Annotated in this window: 16 protein-coding genes; 4 read left to right on the plus strand and 12 right to left on the minus strand. The window is 72.0% G+C overall.

Annotated features, from left to right (window positions below):
• Positions 1 to 99: 99 nt before the first annotated feature.
• Positions 100 to 1,179, minus strand: a complete 1,080-nt coding sequence (gene dapE, locus N8J89_RS36830) for a succinyl-diaminopimelate desuccinylase (RefSeq protein WP_283661537.1) — start codon at positions 1,177 to 1,179, stop codon at positions 100 to 102.
• 59 nt (positions 1,180 to 1,238) lie between these two features.
• Between dapE and N8J89_RS36835 the strand changes: the two genes are divergently transcribed.
• Genes N8J89_RS36835 through N8J89_RS36845 form a run of 3 tightly spaced genes read left to right on the plus strand, consistent with a single transcriptional unit; the run spans position 1,239 to position 3,580 of the window.
• Positions 1,239 to 1,640, plus strand: coding sequence for a hypothetical protein (locus N8J89_RS36835; protein ID WP_283661538.1), 402 nt, complete (start codon positions 1,239 to 1,241; stop codon positions 1,638 to 1,640).
• A 36-nt stretch (positions 1,641 to 1,676) separates the two neighbouring features.
• On the plus strand, positions 1,677 to 2,666 hold the full coding sequence (gene dapD, locus N8J89_RS36840) for a 2,3,4,5-tetrahydropyridine-2,6-dicarboxylate N-succinyltransferase (protein ID WP_283661539.1): 990 nt from the start codon (positions 1,677 to 1,679) through the stop codon (positions 2,664 to 2,666).
• Positions 2,667 to 2,686: 20 nt separating this feature from the next.
• Positions 2,687 to 3,580, plus strand: a complete 894-nt coding sequence (locus N8J89_RS36845) for a CHAD domain-containing protein (protein WP_283661540.1) — start codon at positions 2,687 to 2,689, stop codon at positions 3,578 to 3,580.
• Here the strand turns inward: N8J89_RS36845 and dapC are convergent.
• From dapC to N8J89_RS36885, 8 genes are all read right to left on the minus strand, one after another.
• Complete coding sequence (dapC, locus tag N8J89_RS36850) at positions 3,569 to 4,675, minus strand: succinyldiaminopimelate transaminase (protein WP_283661541.1); 1,107 nt, start codon at positions 4,673 to 4,675, stop codon at positions 3,569 to 3,571. The two genes, N8J89_RS36845 and dapC, sit on opposite strands and share 12 nt — an antisense overlap.
• Positions 4,672 to 4,992 (minus strand): ferredoxin, encoded by a 321-nt coding sequence (fdxA, locus tag N8J89_RS36855; RefSeq protein ID WP_252481121.1) that lies wholly within the window; start codon positions 4,990 to 4,992, stop codon positions 4,672 to 4,674. Before fdxA ends, dapC begins: the two co-directional genes overlap by 4 nt.
• A gap of 189 nt (positions 4,993 to 5,181) precedes the next feature.
• Entirely contained in the window at positions 5,182 to 5,631 is a 450-nt protein-coding gene (locus tag N8J89_RS36860; protein ID WP_283661542.1) for a hypothetical protein, read from the minus strand.
• A complete protein-coding gene (gene mshB / locus N8J89_RS36865) occupies positions 5,628 to 6,506 on the minus strand; it encodes an N-acetyl-1-D-myo-inositol-2-amino-2-deoxy-alpha-D-glucopyranoside deacetylase (RefSeq protein WP_283661543.1) in 879 nt (292 codons plus the stop codon). Before mshB ends, N8J89_RS36860 begins: the two co-directional genes overlap by 4 nt.
• A 100-nt stretch (positions 6,507 to 6,606) precedes the next feature.
• Entirely contained in the window at positions 6,607 to 8,403 is a 1,797-nt protein-coding gene (locus tag N8J89_RS36870; protein WP_283661544.1) for an ABC transporter family substrate-binding protein, read from the minus strand.
• A 110-nt stretch (positions 8,404 to 8,513) separates the two neighbouring features.
• The gene (locus N8J89_RS36875; RefSeq protein ID WP_283661545.1) at positions 8,514 to 10,286 is read right to left on the minus strand and encodes an ABC transporter family substrate-binding protein; all 1,773 of its coding nucleotides are present in this window, start codon (positions 10,284 to 10,286) and stop codon (positions 8,514 to 8,516) included.
• A gap of 353 nt (positions 10,287 to 10,639) precedes the next feature.
• The gene (gene typA, locus N8J89_RS36880; RefSeq protein WP_283661546.1) at positions 10,640 to 12,556 is read right to left on the minus strand and encodes a translational GTPase TypA; all 1,917 of its coding nucleotides are present in this window, start codon (positions 12,554 to 12,556) and stop codon (positions 10,640 to 10,642) included.
• A 388-nt stretch (positions 12,557 to 12,944) separates the two neighbouring features.
• The gene (locus N8J89_RS36885) at positions 12,945 to 13,253 is read right to left on the minus strand and encodes a YciI family protein (RefSeq protein ID WP_283661547.1); all 309 of its coding nucleotides are present in this window, start codon (positions 13,251 to 13,253) and stop codon (positions 12,945 to 12,947) included.
• A gap of 315 nt (positions 13,254 to 13,568) precedes the next feature.
• On the opposite strand from N8J89_RS36885, the gene trpS reads away from it, so the two are divergent.
• The gene (trpS, locus tag N8J89_RS36890; protein WP_283661548.1) at positions 13,569 to 14,540 is read left to right on the plus strand and encodes a tryptophan--tRNA ligase; all 972 of its coding nucleotides are present in this window, start codon (positions 13,569 to 13,571) and stop codon (positions 14,538 to 14,540) included.
• 3 nt (positions 14,541 to 14,543) lie between these two features.
• Here the strand turns inward: trpS and N8J89_RS36895 are convergent, their stop codons facing one another.
• Genes N8J89_RS36895 through N8J89_RS36905 form a run of 3 tightly spaced genes read right to left on the minus strand, consistent with a single transcriptional unit; the run spans position 14,544 to position 17,447 of the window.
• Positions 14,544 to 15,371, minus strand: a complete 828-nt coding sequence (locus N8J89_RS36895; protein ID WP_283661549.1) for a (deoxy)nucleoside triphosphate pyrophosphohydrolase — start codon at positions 15,369 to 15,371, stop codon at positions 14,544 to 14,546.
• 31 nt (positions 15,372 to 15,402) lie between these two features.
• Complete coding sequence (locus N8J89_RS36900; protein WP_283661550.1) at positions 15,403 to 16,761, minus strand: sensor histidine kinase; 1,359 nt, start codon at positions 16,759 to 16,761, stop codon at positions 15,403 to 15,405.
• A complete protein-coding gene (locus N8J89_RS36905) occupies positions 16,761 to 17,447 on the minus strand; it encodes a response regulator transcription factor (protein ID WP_449723230.1) in 687 nt (228 codons plus the stop codon). The genes N8J89_RS36900 and N8J89_RS36905 overlap by 1 nt, the downstream gene beginning before the upstream one ends.
• Positions 17,448 to 17,565 lie beyond the last annotated feature (118 nt).

Genomic DNA, 17,565 nt, shown 5'->3' on the forward strand with positions numbered 1-17,565 from the left:
AAGTCGTACCCGGTGTTGGCCGAAGTGGGTCCCACTTCGGCCAAGACGGCGTCCACAACGGCCAACACACCGTGCGATAACGGCCAACACTCGGGTGGGTCAGCCGGTGATGAAGCGGCGGAGGACGTTGGCGCAGTGGGTGATGCGCGGGGCGGGGACGTGTTCTTCCGGGGTGTGGGACAGGGCGGGGTCGCCGGGGCCGAAGTTGACCGCGGGCATGCCCAGGGCGGCGAAACGGGCCACGTCGGTCCAGCCGAGCTTGCCGACCGGGTCCGCGCCGGAGGCGGCGAGCAGCTGCTTGGCCTCGGGGGCGTGCAGGCCGGGCAGGGCGCCGGCGGAGACGTCGACCACGGTGACCTCGAACCCGGCGAAGACCTCGCGCAGGTGCGCCTCGGCCTGTTCCGGCGAGCGGTCGGGGGCGAAGCGGTGGTTGATGGTGACCACGCACTCGTCCGGCACCACGTTGCCCGCGACGCCGCCGCTGACCCCTACCGCCTGCAGGCCCTCGCGGTAGGTGCAGCCGTCGATCTCCAGCACCCGGGGCTGGTAGCCGGTGAGCCGGTTGAGCACCTCGTTGGCGGCGTGGATGGCGTTGCTGCCCATCCAGGCGCGGGCGGTGTGCGCGCGCTTGCCCGCGGTGCGCACCTCGATCCGGATGGTGCCCTGGCAGCCCGCCTCGACCACCGCGCTGCTCGGCTCGCACACGATGGCCAGGTCCGCGGCCAGCCACTCCGGCAGCTCGCGCTCGATCCGGCCGAGGCCGTTGCGGACCGCCTCGACCTCCTCGCAGTCGTAGAAGACGAAGGTCAGGTCGTAGGCCGGGTCGGTGACGGTGGCGGCCAGGTGCAGCATCACCGCGTCGCCGCTCTTCATGTCCACCGTGCCGCAGCCGTGCAGCACCAGGTCCTCGCCGGAGCCGGTGCGGCGGTGCGGCACGTTGTCCACGATCGGCACCGTGTCCAGGTGCCCGGCGAAGATGATCCGCGACGGCCTGCCCAGGTTGGTGCGGGCCAGCACGGCGTCGCCGTTGCGCACCACCTCCAGGTGCGGGGCCTGCTCGCGCAGGGCGGCTTCCACGGCGTCGGCCAGGGCGGCCTCGTTGCCGGAGACGCTGGGCACGTCCACCAGCGCGGCGGTCAGCTCGATCGGGTCAGCGGCGAGGTCAAGGCGCACGGTCACGCCCGGCAGGCTACCCACGAACGCCGCTAGGGTGCTCTCCGGGACTTGAGGGGGAACCGATGTTGAAGATCGTGCCGGGCTTGCTGGCGCTGGTGCTGCTCACCGGGTGTGCGAGCCCCGTGGCCGGGCAGGCGCAGGCGGATCCGAACGTGCCGAACCCGTTCCGCGCGGAGTTCGGGGCCGACCTGGCCGCGCAGGTCAACCACCTGTGCGCCCGGGAGGCCGGTCGGCCGAGCGCGGCCGCCTGTGCGACCTGGCTGGAAGCCTCAGCCGCGCTCGTCGGACGGATGTACGCCGCGGACCACGAGTCCATGCGGGCGTTCAACCAACGCATGATTGCGGTGGCGGCGATCTACGCGCAGCAGAAGTGCCCGACGCCCCCGGTGGCCCCGGACTGCGAGGACCAGGTGGCCGAGATGGGCAGGGTGCTGCGGGAGATCGAGGCGCGCCATGTCCGGTAAGGACCGCCTGCCAGGTGCACCAGTTACCATGGGCCGGTGAGCACCGAGCAGACCCCTGATCCGCAGGTCACCGGCGCGTACGGCGTCGGACTGGCCACCATCGCCGCTGACGGCACCGTGCTGGACACCTGGTTCCCCGAGCCCAAGCTCGGCGAGCAGGCCACCGGCGGGACCGAGCGGCTCTCCGCCGAGCAGGCCGCGCAGGCGCTCGGGGCCGAGGTCGCCACGCTCCTCGGGCCGGATGCCGCCCGCGGGGTCGAGGTGGTCGCGGTGCGCACCGCGATCGCGCGCCTTGCCGACAAGCCGGTGGACGCGCACGACGTCTACCTGCGCCTGCACCTTCTCTCCGCGCGGCTGGTCCGGCCGCACGGGCAGAACCTGGACGGCCTGTTCGGGCTGCTGGCCAACGTGGTGTGGACCAACCACGGGCCCTGCCCGGTGCCCGGCTTCGAGGCTGCCCGGCTCAGGCTGCGGGCGCGCGGGCCGGTGACCGTGTACAGCGTGGACAAGTTCCCGCGCATGGTCGACTACGTGCTGCCCAGCGGGGTGCGCATCGGCGACGCGGACCGGGTCCGGCTGGGCGCGCACCTGGCCAGCGGCACCACCGTGATGCACGAGGGCTTCGTCAACTTCAACGCGGGCACCCTGGGCAACTCGATGGTGGAGGGCCGGATCTCCGCCGGGGTCGTGGTGGACGACGGCTCCGACGTCGGCGGCGGCGCCTCGATCATGGGCACCCTCTCCGGTGGCGGCAAACAGACCATCGCCATCGGCAAGCGCTGCCTGCTCGGCGCCAACGCCGGGATCGGCATCTCCCTCGGCGACGACTGCGTGGTGGAGGCCGGGCTGTACGTCACCGCGGGCACCAAGGTCACCCTGCCGGATGGCGGCACGGTCAAGGCCGGCGAGCTCTCCGGCTCGGACAGCCTGCTGTTCATCAGGGACTCGGTCAGCGGCGCGGTGCTGGTGAAGCCACGCAAGGGCGCCAAGGTCGAGCTGAACTCGGCCTTGCACGCAAACGACTGACGGCCACTAGCATCGGCAGCGTGCCGAAGATCACACGCGAACTCGGGCCGGGCGATCCGGTGCACCTGCACGTGCGGGCGGCACTGGACGTCCGGCTCGCCGCGTTGCGGGCGCACGAACCCGGGACGCGCTCCGGCGAGGACGCCGAGGACCTGCACCAGATGCGGGTGGCGGTGCGGCGGCTGCGGGCCATGCTCAAGGCCGCCCGCCCGTTCCTGGACCGGGAGACCGCCGACCGGCTGCGCGCCGAGCTGGGCTGGCTGGGCCGGGCGCTGGGACCGGTGCGGGACCTGGACGTGCTGGTCGAGCGGCTGACCACCGAGGCGGCGCACTTCCCCGAGGACGAGCGGGCCGCGGTGGAGACCCTGCTGGCCGGGCTGCACGCGGAACGGGACACCGCCCGCGCCGCCCTGCGCAAGGCGCTGGACTCCCGGCGCTACCAGCGGCTGCTGAAGGCGCTGGCGGCCGAGGCGGCCAGCACCGAGCCCGGACCGCCGGTGGACACCCTGACCGCGCTCTCCGGGCTGGTGCGGGCCGAGTTCGCCCGGCTGGCCCGCGCGGTGGCCAAGGCCGGGCCGGACCCCGAGGACGAGGTGCTGCACGCGCTGCGCATCGACGGCAAGCGCCTGCGCTACACCGCCGAGCTGGCCAGGCCGTTGCTGGGCAAGAAGATCCGGGTGCTGCTCAAGGCCACCACCGACTTCCAGGACCTGCTCGGCGAGCACCAGGACGCCTGCGTGGCGCAGGACCGGGTGCGCGCGCTGCTGGCCGCGCACGGCGAGGTGATCGACTTCGACCTGGCCTTCGTCGGCGGCCGCCTGGTGGAGCGGGAGGAGGCTCGGCGGGTGAGCTGCCGGGCGGGCTGGTGGGCGGTCTGGGACACGCTGGAGCGGACCGGCCGGTCAGTCCTGTAGGCGCTCGGCGGCCGCGGCGATCCGCTCGTCGGTGGCGGTCAGCGCCACCCGCACGTGCCGGTCGCCGCCAGGTCCGTAGAAGGTGCCCGGCGCGACCAGGATGCCGCGTTCGGCCAGCCAGGACACGGTCTGCCAGGCGTCCTCGCCCCGGGTGGACCACAGGTACAGGCCGGCCGTGGAGTGCTCCACGGTGAACCCGGCCGACTTCAGCGCGGGCAGCAGCACCTCGCGCCGGGCCCGGTAGCGCTCGCGCTGCCTGGCCACGTGCTCGTCGTCGGCCAGCGCCGCGGTGACCGCGGCCTGCACCGGCCGGGGCACCATCATCCCGGCGTGCTTGCGGATCTCCAGCAGCCTGGCCACCAGTACCGGGTCCCCGGTGAGGAACCCGGCGCGGTAGCCGGCCAGGCTGGAGGACTTCGACAGCGAGTGCACCGCCAGCAGTCCGGTCAGGTCGCCGTCGCAGACCTCGGCGCGCAGCGCGGAGACCGGCTCGGCGTCCCAGCCCAGCGAGAGGTAGCACTCGTCCGAGGCGACGACCGCGCCGACGGCTCTGGCGGCGCGCACCGCCTCGGCCAGCTCGGCGGCCGGGAGCACCCGGCCGGTCGGGTTGGACGGGGAGTTCAGCCACACCAGCCTGGTGCCCGGCGGCGGAGCCTGGCCGTCGGCCAGGCGGACCACCTCGGCGCCGGCCAGCCGCGTGCCGACCTCGTAGGTCGGGTAGGCCAGCTCGGGCACCGCGACCAGCTCGCCCGGCCGGATGCCCAGCAGGGTGGGCAGCCAGGCCACCAGCTCCTTGGAGCCGATGGTCGGCAGCACCGCCGCGGGGTCGAGGCCGGTGACGCCGAAGCGGCGGGCCATGGCGCCGACAGCGGCCTCCCGCAGCTCCGGCGTGCCGTGCGTGGTCGGGTAGCCCGGCACCTGCGCGACCGAGGCGAGCGCGGCCCGCAGCTTCTCGTCGACCTCGTCAACGGGGGTGCCGACGGACAGGTCGACAGCCCCGCCCCGGTGCGCACGCGCCTGGGCGGCGTGCTCAGCGAGGGAGTCCCACGGGAAGTCGGGCAGCGCGAACCGCTCCGGTGTGGCTGAGGTGCTCACTCGCCCCTGGGCTCCAGCGCCTTGATGAAGTCCGGGTCAGCGGAGACCTTGCCGACCTTCGCGGCGCCACCCGGCGAGCCCAGCTCGCTGAAGAAGTCCACGTTGGCCTTGATGTACTGGTTCCACTGCTCGGGGGTGTCGTCTTCGTAGTAGATGGCCTCCACCGGGCACACCGGCTCGCAGGCGCCGCAGTCGACGCACTCGTCCGGGTGGATGTAGAGCATCCGGTCGCCCTCGTAGATGCAGTCGACCGGGCATTCCTCGATGCAGGCCTTGTCCAGCACGTCGACGCAGGGCTCGGCGATCACGTAGGTCACAGCAGGTCTCCTGCTCCTTGGTCCGTTCCAGCCACGCTGTCGGGCTCAGCGCGACACCAGGCAAGTATTCCTTGCCTGCCGGACACAATCACACCTGGTGTGCTCACTCACAGGGAAATAAGGTCCGCCTATCTTCTTCCGCCAGCAGAACTAAGAGCTGATACCGCGCAGGTCAGCGCAGGTACCGGCTCATCTCGGCTGGGGCAGGAGAGTGAGCCGGGTGCCCAGGGCGACCGCGCCCGAAAGGGAGCCGACGGACAGCAGCAGCAGCGAGCGCCAGTCGTCGGTGAGCAGCATGTCCCCGCCGGGCCCGGCCACGCCGAAGACGACCAGCGCGCCCAGCCAGGCCAGGAACGGCAGCGACACCAGGATCATCCGGTGCGTGCAGCGGGCGGCGGCCAGCACCAGCCAGGGCGTGGTGATGACCGCGAGCAGCACGGTCACCGGCAGCGGCCAGTTGTAGGCCGGTGGCACGGCGGGCCAGAAGTCCCAGACCCGCAGCGGCAGGAACAGCAGCTGGAGCCAGGCCAGCAGCACCGCGTCCAGCACCAGCACCAGCAGCACGAAGGGGCTGGCCAGCCGGGAGAGGAGCGCCGGTCGTCGTGGCTCGCCGACGGGTAGCTCCTCGACCTGGGTCACCGTGATCCGCCTCCGTCCGTCCCTGGTGCACCTCCCCCGCCGAAGAGGTCGGTGGCGATCCCCTCGGCGCTGCCGCGGGCCAGCACGAAGTGTTCGGTGGCCAGCACCGGCTGGGCGATGCCGTTGGACAGGGCGTAGGCGGCCGCGCCGTCGTTGCCCTGCCACACCTGCACCTGGGTCGCGTGCGCGCGCAGCGCACTGAGCTTGGCAGGTACGTGCTCGGCGATGTCCACCGAGGTGGTGATCAGCGCGTCGTCCACCGCGGTCAGCTCGCCGGGCTCGGGCAGCCGGAAGGGCAGGCTCTCCAGCTCGGCCAGCCCGGCCACGCCGAGGTCCAGGTGCGCCCGTGAGGTCACCGTGTGGAAGACCCGGTCGATGCCCGGCACCTCGGCGGTGGCGGCCATGGTGACCTCGTGCGCGCGGATGTGGTCGGGGTGGCCGTAGCCGCCGAAGGCGTCGTAGGTGACCACGACCTGCGGCTTGACCTCGCGCAGGATCGCGGCCAGCGCGGCGGTCTGCTCGGCCAGGTCGCCCTCGACGAAGCTGCGCGGGTGCTGGTTGGCCTTGGTGCCCGCCATGCCGGAGTCCCGCCAGCGGCCCATGCCGCCGAGGAACCGGTGGTCGATCACGCCGAGTGCGGCGCAGGCCCCGCGCAGCTCGCCGACCCGGTAGCCGCCGAGCTGGTCGGCTGCCTCGGGGCCGAGGCCGCGCAGTCCTTCGGGGATGACCTCGCCCTCCTCGCCCAGGGTGCAGGTGACCACGGTCACGTGCGCGCCGTAGGCGGCATAGCGGGCGATGGTGCCGCCGGTCCACAGGCTCTCGTCGTCCGGGTGAGCGTGTACCAGCAGCAACCGTGGTGGGGCGGTCAGTGTCACCGGAATAGCCTAGTGGCTCAGAGTTGAACCGTTTTGCCAGATGTCACCACAGCGCGGTAACTCTTCAGTGTGACGCTGGGCGACATTCAGCCATCAGTGGCTATTCGGAGACCTGCCACTCGGCGACGTTCCAGGTGACGCCCAGCCGCGGGTGGTAGGTGACCTTGTCGATGGTGTCCCGGTAGCCGACCATCGTGGGCACCTGGAACAGCGGCAGCGAGGCGATCTCCTCGGCCAGCGTCTTGTCCACGTGCTGGAGCAGCTCGGTGCGCTTGGCCGCGTCCAGCTCGACGCCGACCTGGTTCAGCTCGCGGTCCACGGTCTGGTTCGACCAGCCGCCCCAGTTCTGCCCGCCGCCGGTGGCGTACATGCCCTTCTTGTCCGACTTCCACTGGGTGCCGACCCAGCCGAAGAGCGCCACGTCGTAGTCGCCCCGGCTGTTGCGCCCGTCCAGGAAGGCCGGATCGCTGTCATCAACGATCTTGATGCCGGCCGACTCGCAGGAGGCCTGGATCAGCTCCACGGTCTGCTTGCGCCGGGGCAGCCCGTTGTGGCTGACCTTGATCTCCAGCGCCTTGCCGCCCTTGTCGAAGTACTTGCCGTCCCGCCGCCAGCCCGCGGCCTGGAGGGTCTTCACCGCCTCTTCGGGGCTGTCCAGCATGAGCTTGGCGTAGTGGTCCTGGTAGCCGTCCTCGCCGGGCAGGAACAGCAGGCTGCCCAGCGGCTTGGCCGAGGGGTCCACCCCGCGCACCACCTTCTGCACGATCTCCCCGCGCCGCACGCACTGGGCGAAGGCGTAGCGGACCGCCTTGTCCTGGAACAGCGGCCTGCGCCAGTTCAGGTCCAGGTGCTCGAAGGTGAGCCCGCCACCGGCGGAGTACTTCACGCCCTGGGCGCCCAGCCCGCGCAGGGTGGCCGCGGTGCTCGGGTCCGGCTGCGGCGCGATCACCTGCATCTTGTTCTCCTGCAGGGCGCGCACCTGGTTGGCCGGGTCGGCCTCGCTGCGCAGCACCACCGCGGACGGCCCGCCCCGGTTGCCGAGCCACTTCTCGTTGCGCACCAGGCGCACCTGGCTGCCCTGCTGCCAGCTGTCGATCCGGTACGGGCCGGAGCCGGGCATCAGCTTCGGGTCGAACCCGGTCCAGCTGGTGTTCCAGAACTTGGACACCTTCTCCAGGTCGGCGTCCGGGGAGCTCGGGCCGACCTTGGTGATGTCCTTGATGCCGGTCTCCCGCTCCAGCACGTGCGCCGGCATCAGGTGGACGGCGTCGAACCGGCTCTTGTAGTCCGGGAACGGCTTGTCATAGGTGGTGACGAAGGTCAGCTCGTCCTTGCACTGCACCGACATCAGCTCGTAGCCGGTGCTGGCGGCCGGCCGGAAGTACTTGGCGGGCTTGCCGTCCGGCCCGGTGACCGGGGCGCCGGTGGCGTCGCTGCGCACCGCCTTGCCGCTCTGCGCCAGCCAGGCCAGGTAGAAGTCGTCGCAGTCCCAGGCCTCGCCGTCGGACCACTTCACGCCGGGCCGGATCCGGTAGGTGACCACCTGCGGGGCGGTGGAGGTCAGCTCGACGCCGAGCATCACGTCGGTGTTGAGCAGCGGGGACAGGGTGTCCTCGTGGATGAACGGCCCGGCCAGCACCGGGCTCAGCACCAGGGTGTTGTTGAAGTTGCCCGCGTCGGCGACCTGGTTGTTGTAGACGGTGTAGGGCAGGTCGTGCCCGATGACCACCTCGCCACCGGCGCGCACCGCGGGCAGCTTGTACTGGTCGGTGCCGGGCAGGCGGCCCTTGGCCCCGGTGCGCTGGCTGTCGCCGTTGAGGCCCGCGTCCTCGCTGGCTGAGGAACAGGCGCCCAGCACCAGCAGCAGGCTGGTCAGGGCGGCCGTCAGCGCGCGCACGGGTACTCCTACCGTTGACAGGGACACGTGCGGAGGTTATGGAGGCCCGCCCCGGCGGTCACCACTGGACCACGGATCGTGACCAAAGGGTGATGCCGTTATGCGGAGCGTCACTTGGGCGGCACGCGCTTCCAGGTGTTGGCCGTGGTGAACGGCCCGGCGAAGGCCGGTCCGGGGTCCACCCCGGTGACATCCGCGCCGGTGGCCAGCACGTCGGCGGACTGGAACAACGGCACCGCGACCACCTGCTGCCACAGCGTGGCCTCGATCCCCGGCAGCACCTGGGCCAGCGGCGCGGCCCCGGTCAGCGCGGAGTCGATCACCGGTTGCAGGGTGCGGTCGCAGAACCCGGCCGGGTTGGCCGGCACCGCCGGGGCGTCCGCGCCCTGCGGCGGGCAGCCGAAGCTGGAGGCCAGCACGGTGGCCGGATCGCTGTCGATGACCTGCGGCACCACCGCCAGGTCGACCACGCCGGCGTCCGTGGTGGGCACCCCGGTGGTGCTGGTCGGCGGGGCCGAGGTGCTGCTGGTGGCGGCGCTGGTCGCGGTCGGCGGGGTGCTGGGCAGCATCTCGCCGAAGAGCTGATCGCCGCCGGAGTTGGTCACCTTGGCGTCGATGCCGAACTCGGCCAGCTGGCGGCGGATCAGCCCGGCCAGCGAGGCGTAGGGCTCGCGGTCGGTCGGCGCGCCGATGGTGATGCTCAGCGGCCGCCCCTCCCGCGCCCACTTGCCCGCGCCGTCCCTGCGGTAGCCCAGCTCGTGCAGCAGCGCGTCCGCCCGGCCGTGGTCCGGCTTGGCCGAGGGCGTGTCCCCCGGCATGGTCGCGCCGTAACCGGCCTGGGCGGGCCCGTAGACCTGGGCGTCGGCGCGCAGGGCCGCGGCCGGGCCGTTGCCGGTGCCGCTGGCGATCAGCGCGTTGCGGTCGATCAGGCTGACCAGCGCGGTGCGCATCCGGACGTCGGCCAGCACCGGGCTCACCGGCCGCAGCAACAGCTGCACGGTGCTGCCCCTGGGCATGGTGGTCAGCTTGGCCACCTCGCCGAGCGCGCTCAGCTGCTCCATCCCGGCCTGGTCGGGGGTGACCACCGCGAGCTGCTCGTTGCCGCTGCGCAGCGCCGCGGTGATGCCCGCGGTGTCGGTGCGGCGCAGCACGATCCGGCCCAGCGTGGCCGGGGTGCCCCAGTAGCGGTCGTTGCGCTCCAGCACCACCTCGCCGCGGGCCAGGTCGATCTGCCGGATGGCGAACCGGCCGCCGGAGGCCGGGAAGCTGGTGTCCAGCACCGCGTTCCAGCCGCCGAAGGCGTCCTTGAGCAGGTGCGCGGGCAGCAGGTTGCGGAACAGCGACCGCCAGCCGGGGTAGGGCTTGCTGAAGACCACCTCGACGGTCTTGCCGCTGTCCTTGGAGACCACGTTGCTGATCAGCCGGTAGCCCGCCGGGTTCACCGTGCCCGGCTGGGTGGTCATCTGCCGCCACAGGTAGTCGAAGTCCTCGGCCGCGATCGGCCCGCCGTCGGACCAGGAGGCGTCCTTGCGCAGCGAGTAGGTCACGGTGAACGGCTCGCTCTTGGTGACCTGGGCGCTGTTGAGCACCGCCGGGTCCGGCCGGGGCACGCCGTCGGGGCCGGTGCGGAAGGCCGAGGGCAGGATCAGCGTGGCCAGCGCGGTGGTGGCCACCGACTGGTCGGCCAGCGCGTGCGGGTTGAACCCCCTGGCCAGCCGGTCCACCCCGACCAGCACCTCGTTGAGGTCGATCACCTTGGTCGGCACGCCCTGCTGGCCGGGGTTCACCAGCGGCGGGGGCGGGGTGGTCGTGCAGGCCGCCAGCGCGCTGACGCCCAGCAGGGCGAACGCGAGTCGCCGTGCAGCGGATGCGGCCGAGCCCACTCGGCACTCCTCCCTAGATGATCACCCCAGCCAACCTCAGGCTGGTGGTGCAGAGGCTCCCAGACCGTAGTCGAGCCCTTGTGAACAGGACGTCTGAACCGGGGTTGAGGTTGCTGTCACATTGGCGCGCTCCGCGCGCGGGATTTTTTCGCTCCTGAGTCGTGCGTTCGTGACCCCGGCACACGCGAAGCAAGCTTCGGAGTGCCGGGGTCACGAACGCACGACGCGAAAAAATCAAACCCGTCGCTGGTCAAGAGCCCGGCGTGTCGCTGGCGCGCCACGCCTCTTTCGTGAGCCGTTGCCGCTGGTGGGCCAGGGGCGCTGCGGGTGTGGGCGTCCGGTCAGGCTTGCACTCAGACCTTGTCGCGGGTCTTGGCGCGGGAACGCTCGCGGCCGCGCAGGGTGCTGTCCAGGATGAGCTTGCGGACGCGGATGACCGTGGGGGTCACCTCGACGCACTCGTCGCTGGAGCAGAACTCCAGGGCCTCTTCCAGGCTCAGCTTGCGCGGGCGGGCCAGGCGCTCCAGCTCGTCGCCGGTGGAGGAGCGCATGTTGGTGAGCTTCTTCTCCCGGCAGACGTTGACGTCCAGGTCCTCCGAGCGCGGGTTCTCGCCCACGACCATGCCCTCGTACGCCTCGGCGCCCGGCTCCACGAAGAAGGTGCCGCGGTCGGCCAGCTGGATCATCGCGTAGCTGGTGACCTGGCCGGTGCGGTCGCAGACCAGGGAGCCGGTGTGCCGGGTGCGCAGCTCGCCGACCCACGGGAAGTAGCCCTCGAAGACGTGGTTGGCGATGCCCGCGCCACGGGTCTCGGTGAGGAACTCGGTGCGGAAGCCGATCAGGCCGCGCGCCGGGACCACGTAGTCCAGCTTGATCCGGCCGGTGCCGTGGCCGGACATGTTCTCCATCCGGCCCTTGCGGTTGGCCAGCAGCTGGGTGACCGCGCCGAGGTGCTCCTCGGGGGTGTCCACGGTGAGCCGCTCGAACGGCTCGCACAGCTGGCCGTCGATGGTGCGGGTGACCACCTGCGGCTTGCCCACGGTCAGCTCGAAGCCCTCGCGGCGCATCTGCTCGACCAGGATGGCCAGCGCCAGCTCGCCACGGCCCTGCACCTCCCAGGTGTCCGGGCGCTCGGTGGGCAGCACCTTGACGCTGACGTTGCCGACCAGCTCGTTGTCCAGGCGGGCCTTGACCAGGCGGGCGGTCAGCTTGTCGCCGCCGTTGCGACCGGCCATCGGGGAGGTGTTCACGCCGATGGTCATGGAGATCGCGGGCTGGTCCACGGTGATCCGGGGCAGCGGGTCCGGGTTGTCCAGGTCGGCGAGGGTGTCGCCGATGGTGATCTCCGGGATGCCCGCGATGGCGACCAGCTCACCGGCGGAGGCGACCTCGGCGGGCACCCGCTCCAGCGCCTCGGTGATCAGCAGCTCGGTGATCTTGACCTTCTGCGTGCTGCCGTCCTCGCGGCACCAGGCCACCCACTCGCCCTTGCGGATCTTGCCCGCGTGGATGCGGCAGAGCGCGATGCGGCCCAGGAACGCCGAGGCGTCCAGGTTGGTGACCAGGGCGCGCAGCGGGGCCTCGGCGTCGCCGGTGGGCGGCGGCACGTGCTCCAGCAGCACGTCGAAGAGGACGTCCAGGTTCTCCGCGTCCGGCAGGCCGCCGTCAGCGGGCTGCTCCAGGCTGGCCTTGCCGGCCCGGGCGGAGGCGTAGACCACCGGCAGGTCGAGCACGGCCGACATGTCCAGGTGCTCGACACCCTCGGCGTCGAGGTCGGAGGCCAGCTCCAGGAGCAGGTCGTGGGTCTCCTCGACCACCTCGGAGATGCGCGCGTCCGGGCGGTCCACCTTGTTCACCACGAGGATCACCGGCAGGCCTGCGGCCAGGGTCTTGCGCAGCACGAAGCGGGTCTGCGGCAGCGGGCCCTCGCTGGCGTCCACCAGCAGCACCACGCCGTCGACCATGGCCAGGCCACGCTCGACCTCGCCGCCGAAGTCGGCGTGGCCGGGGGTGTCGACCACGTTGATGGTCATCACGCCCTCGGCGGTGTGCCGCTTCACCGCGGTGTTCTTGGCGAGAATGGTGATGCCCTTCTCGCGCTCCAGCTCCCCGGAGTCCATGACGCGGTCGACCAGCTCGGCGCGGGCGGCGAAGGCCCCCGACTGCCGGAGCATGGCGTCGACGAGAGTGGTCTTGCCATGGTCGACGTGCGCGACGATGGCGATGTTGCGAAGATCGGTCCTGACGGTGGCCGGCGCGGCGGTGGGCACGCGAAACTCCTCGAAATCTGCCTGTTGGGAGATGGCCACCGGCTTCTGCGCCGCTTTGTAGCCCACCCCATGCTATCCGCCTGCGAGCACCTCGCCGGACGGATCCCCTGAATGATCAGGTAAGCCTAACCTACTATGGGGTCAACCTCAGGGAGTGGGAGCAACGCAGTGGGCAAGGTCAAGAAGAAGTGCTGCCGCTCAAAACCGCGGTGCAAACGTTGTCCGGTACTTGCGCTGAAAAAGGCCAAAGAGAAGTTAAAGAAAAAGCAAGAACGCTGAAGTTGTGGCCCCGCCGGGCGCAGCGGACAGGAATACCTGCCGGGGGCTGCCGGCGGGAGCCGGCGAATGGTGGACGTCCGGGTGCACTTCTCGCAAGGCGCCGCTGGGGTCAGCTGGCGAGGAGCTCGTTGTAGGCGAGGAAGGCCGGGGCGGTCCGCGAGGCCTCGAAGTCGATCACCTCGTGCCGGACGACTCGGCGCAGCTTGAAGGGGTCGGTGGCCAGGATCGCGTCGAGGTGGCCGCGCAGCATCGGACGCGTGACGATGAGTCGGTCGTGCCGGGTGCCCATGGTCCGGCAACGGCCGGAGAGCAGGAAGTGGCCTGCCTCGTACTGCCGGTCGAGCCAAGCCGCATGCTCCGGCAGTACCAAATCGACCTCGCTGGTCGACGCGGTGTAGTTCAGCAGCACGATGTACATATTTCAAAAATACGCCCGTGCGACCGGATCGGATCACATCCGCATTTCGACTTATACGCATTCTTAACACCCCCGGACGGGCCTACTACCACCGTGTCCGCGACCACGATGTGTCATCGGACACGTTCGACCCAACCGTGATGGTCTACGATGCTCCCCATGCGCTTGATGTCCAGTCTCTGGCGGGCCGCCCACCGGCGGCCCTAGTCACGCGCACCTGAACCTGACCACAGGCCGCCGCTGCGAGGCGGCCTGTGGTGTATACGCAGCACAACCGGCCCCGCGGCGGCGCACGAACCCGCGGGGAGACCCTCGATGACCCAGTTCTCCGGCATCCAGCCGACCGGCCTGACCCACCTGGGCAACTACCTCGGCGCGATCCGGCAGTGGGCCGCCCGGCACCACCGGGATGATCTTTTCTGCGTCGTCGACCTGCATGCGATGACCATCCGGCACAACCCGAACGTGTTGCGCGCCCGTGCCAGAGAGCAACTGGCGATGCTCGTCGCGGCCGGGGTGAATCCGGACATCGCGTGTGTTTTCACCCAGTCCGACCTCATCCAGGAGCACGCCGCGCTGACCTGGGTGCTGGAGTGCGTGGTGTCCTACGGCGAGCTGGCCAGGATGACCCAGTTCAAGGACAAGGCCAAGGGCCAGGACGGGGTGCGCGCCGGGCTGTTCACCTACCCGGTGCTGATGGCCGCGGACATCCTGCTGCACGGCGCGGAGGAGGTGCCGGTGGGCGAGGACCAGCGCCAGCACCTGGAGCTGGCCCGCACGCTGGCCAAACGGTTCAACGCCACGTACGGGGAGGTGCTCACCGTGCCCAGGGCGGTGACGCCCCGGGTGGCCGCGCGGGTGGGCGACCTGGCCGCGCCGGAGCGGAAGATGTCCAAGTCCAGCGGCGACCAGTCCGGCACCGTGCTGGTGCTGGACCCGCCGGAGCTGATCCGCCGCAAGATCATGCGCGCGGTCACCGACCAGGTCGGCGAGGTCCGCTACGCCCCGGAGACCCAGCCGGGGGTGAGCAACCTGCTGGACATCCTGGCCGCCTGCGTCAACGGCGAGCCCAGGGCGCTGGCCGAGCAGATCGGCGGGTACGCCGAGTTGAAGGAGCGCACGGCGGAGGCGGTGATCGAGGAGCTGCGGCCGGTGCGCGAGGGCGTGCGGGAGCTGCTGGCGGATCCGGCCGAGCTGGACCAGCTCCGGGCGCACGGGGCCGAGCGGGCGCGGGCCGGGTGCGCGCACCGGCTGGAAGCGGTGCTCAAGGTGACCGGGCTGCGCTGAAGCTCACTGGCCGGCGCTGACCTCCTCGGTCAGCTCGACCAGGGCGGGCACCAGCACCCGGTCCGCGGCGACCCAGTCCAGACCGGCCAGGTTCGCCGCCGCCACCCAGCGCACCGCCCGGTGCTCCACGGCGCGCGGCTGGACGTCACCGGCGTCCAGCCGCGCGGTGTGCGTGCGCAGCAGGCCGACCCCGGGCAGCGGGATGTCCGGGCCAAGCCTGCCGGTCGGCCGCACCACCACGCCCATCTCCTCGTGGCACTCCCGGACCAGCGCGTCCACCTCGCTCTCGCCGGGCTCGACCCGGCCGCCGGGCAGCTCCCACTTCCCGGCCAGGCTCATCGGGTAGCTGCGCTGCTGCACCAGCAGCGTGCCCTCGCGCACGATGGCCGCGGCCACCACGATCTTCTCCGCGGCCAGCTCCAGCGAGCGCAGCTCCACCTGGGTGCGGTGCGCGGCCAGCAGGCGCAGCACCAGCCGCCGGAACATCAGCAGGTCGCCGAGCTTGCCCAGCGGGTTGTTCCAGCTCAGGCTCTCGGTGACGAGCACGCCGCCGCCGGTGTCGGCCACCCGCACGGTGACCCCGCCACCGGCCGCGGTGACCAGGCTGAGCCCGGCCTCGTCCACGTGGTCCACCCGCAGCCGCTGCGCGGGCAGCAGCGGGAACGCGCACTTCAGCTCGTCCCCCAGCACCAGCAGCGCGCCATCGGCGTTGACCTGCAACCGGCCGCCCGCGGCCGCCACCGCCTGCCCCCAGGTCTGGACCTCGCGCAGCGCCGCCGCGACCGTGCGCACCGGCGCGTCGATGAGCACCGTCGACCGCAACACACCCATGGCCCGAATCCTGTCAGCCGCGCCTGACCGGTCAGGGTTTGGGCCAGCGGATCTCGAAGCGGGCCCCGCCCTCCGGCGAACCGGCCGCGCGCACCGTGCCGCCGCGGCGGTGCACCAGGTCCGCGACCAGGGCCAGGCCCAGCCCGGCGCCGCCGCTGGCCCGGTCCCTGGCCTCGTCCACCCGGTGGAAGCGCTCGAAGACCTGGTCCCGGTGCTCCGCCGGCACACCGGGTCCGTCGTCCTCCACCAGCAGCCTGCCCTGCGTGCCAGCGGGCAGCACCAGCACCCTGACCAGCGCGCGGGCGTAGCGGGCGGCGTTGCGCAGCACGTTGTCCACCACCAGCTGCACCTCGCGCGGGGCGGCCAGCACCAGCACCGGGGTCGGCGCCTCCACCCTGACCACGATGCCGCGCTCGCCCAGCCGGGCCGCCGAGGCCTTGGCCACCGCGACCAGGTCCACCGGCTCGGCCTCCGGCAGGTCCACCGCGTCCGCGCGGGCCAGCATGAGCAGGTCGTCGACCAGCTGGGAGAGCCGTTCGGCCTCCACCGCGATGTCGGCCAGCGTCTCCTGGGCCAGCTCGGGGTCGGGGTGGGCCACCGCGACCTCGGCCTGCACCCGCAGCGAGGCCACCGGCGAACGCAGCTCGTGCGCGGCGTCCCCGCTGAACCGGCGCATCCGCTCGGCCGCCTCGTCCCGCCTGGCCAGCAGCGCGTTCAGCTCCTCGGCCAGCGCGCGCAGCTCGTCGCGGGCCTCGGGCACCGGCAGCCGCTGACCCGGCGGCAGCGCGCCCGCGGCCTGGCGCATCCGCTGCACCGGGCGCAGCGCCAGCCGCACCGCGACCCAGGCGGTGCCGGCCACCGCGATCATGGACAGCAGCGCGCCCGGCAGGAACCAGTACCCGGCCCGCTCGAAGACGTTGAGGTAGCTGGTGAACTCGGTGCCCACCACGACCAGCCGCTGCGCGCCGTCGGGCACGCTGACCACCCGGCCCACCCAGCGCACCGCGGGCCCCGGCTGCTCCGGCTCGCTGCGGTGCATGTACATCGGGAACACCGAGACGCCCTTGCCCGCGCGCAGGTCCCTGATCTGCCAGTCGGTCAGCCGCGGCGCGTCCCCGCCGTCGATCGGCCCGCCGGAGCTGTCCAGCACCCTGATCCGCTGGTCCCGCGGGCCGGGCGGGGCCGGGCGGCCTGCCGTGATGTCGGCGGCCGCGGTGTCCAGGGTGGCCCGCAGCTGGCCGTCCACCTGGTCGGTCAGCGCGGAGGCGAAGATCGCCGAGGTGACCTGGGCGACCCAGCCGAAGACCAGCAGCGCGACCACCGCGACCACCATGGTGATCCGGGCGCGCAGGGTGCGCCGGACCCACCAGCGGCGCAGCGGGCGCGGCATCAGGACTCCGGGCCGGGGTCTGGGCTGGCCAGGTAGCCGTGGCCGCGCACGGTGCGCACCAGGTGCCCGGCGCCCACCGCCTCCAGCTTGCGCCGCAGGTAGCCCACGTAGACCTCGACCGCGTTGCGGGTGGCCGCCTGCTCGTCGCCCCAGGCCGCGCGCAGCAGCTCGTCCTTGCTGACCACCACGCCAGGCCGCCCGGCCAGCGTGGCCAGCACCGCGAACTCGCGCGGGCTCAGCGCCACCGGCTCACCCGCCCAGCTCACCTCGCGGGTAGCCCGGTCCACGGTCAGCTGCCCCAGCCGCAGCACCTCGCGCGGCCCGCTGTCCGTGCCGCTGCGCCGCAGCAGCGCCTTGACCTGGGCCACCAGCACCACGAAGGAGAACGGTTTGACCAGGTAGCCGTCCGCGCCCAGGTCCAGCCCGTCGGCCTGGTCCACCTCGCCGTCCTTGGCCGAGACCATCAGCACCGGGGTGCGCACGCCCTCCGCGCGCAGCCGCTCCAGCACCCGGTAACCGGACAGGCCGGGCAGCATGATGTCCAGCAGCACCACGTCAAAAGAGCCGGTCAGGGCCGCGCGCAGGCCGGAGTTGCCATCCGGCGCGGTGACCACCTCCATGCCCTCCGCGCGCAGCCCGCGTTCCAGCGCCCTGCGCACCCCAGGTTCGTCGTCCACGATCAGCACTCGCGCGGTCACCGGGCAAGCATGCCGCTGTTCTCCCAGGTCGTGCGGGAGGCTCTCAGTGCTCTCTCAGCGAAAGCCGGGCATTCTCAGTGGTGTCTCAGCAGGGCGGGGCCAGTCT

Source organism: Crossiella sp. CA-258035, from assembly GCF_030064675.1.
Classification (GTDB): domain Bacteria; phylum Actinomycetota; class Actinomycetes; order Mycobacteriales; family Pseudonocardiaceae; genus Crossiella.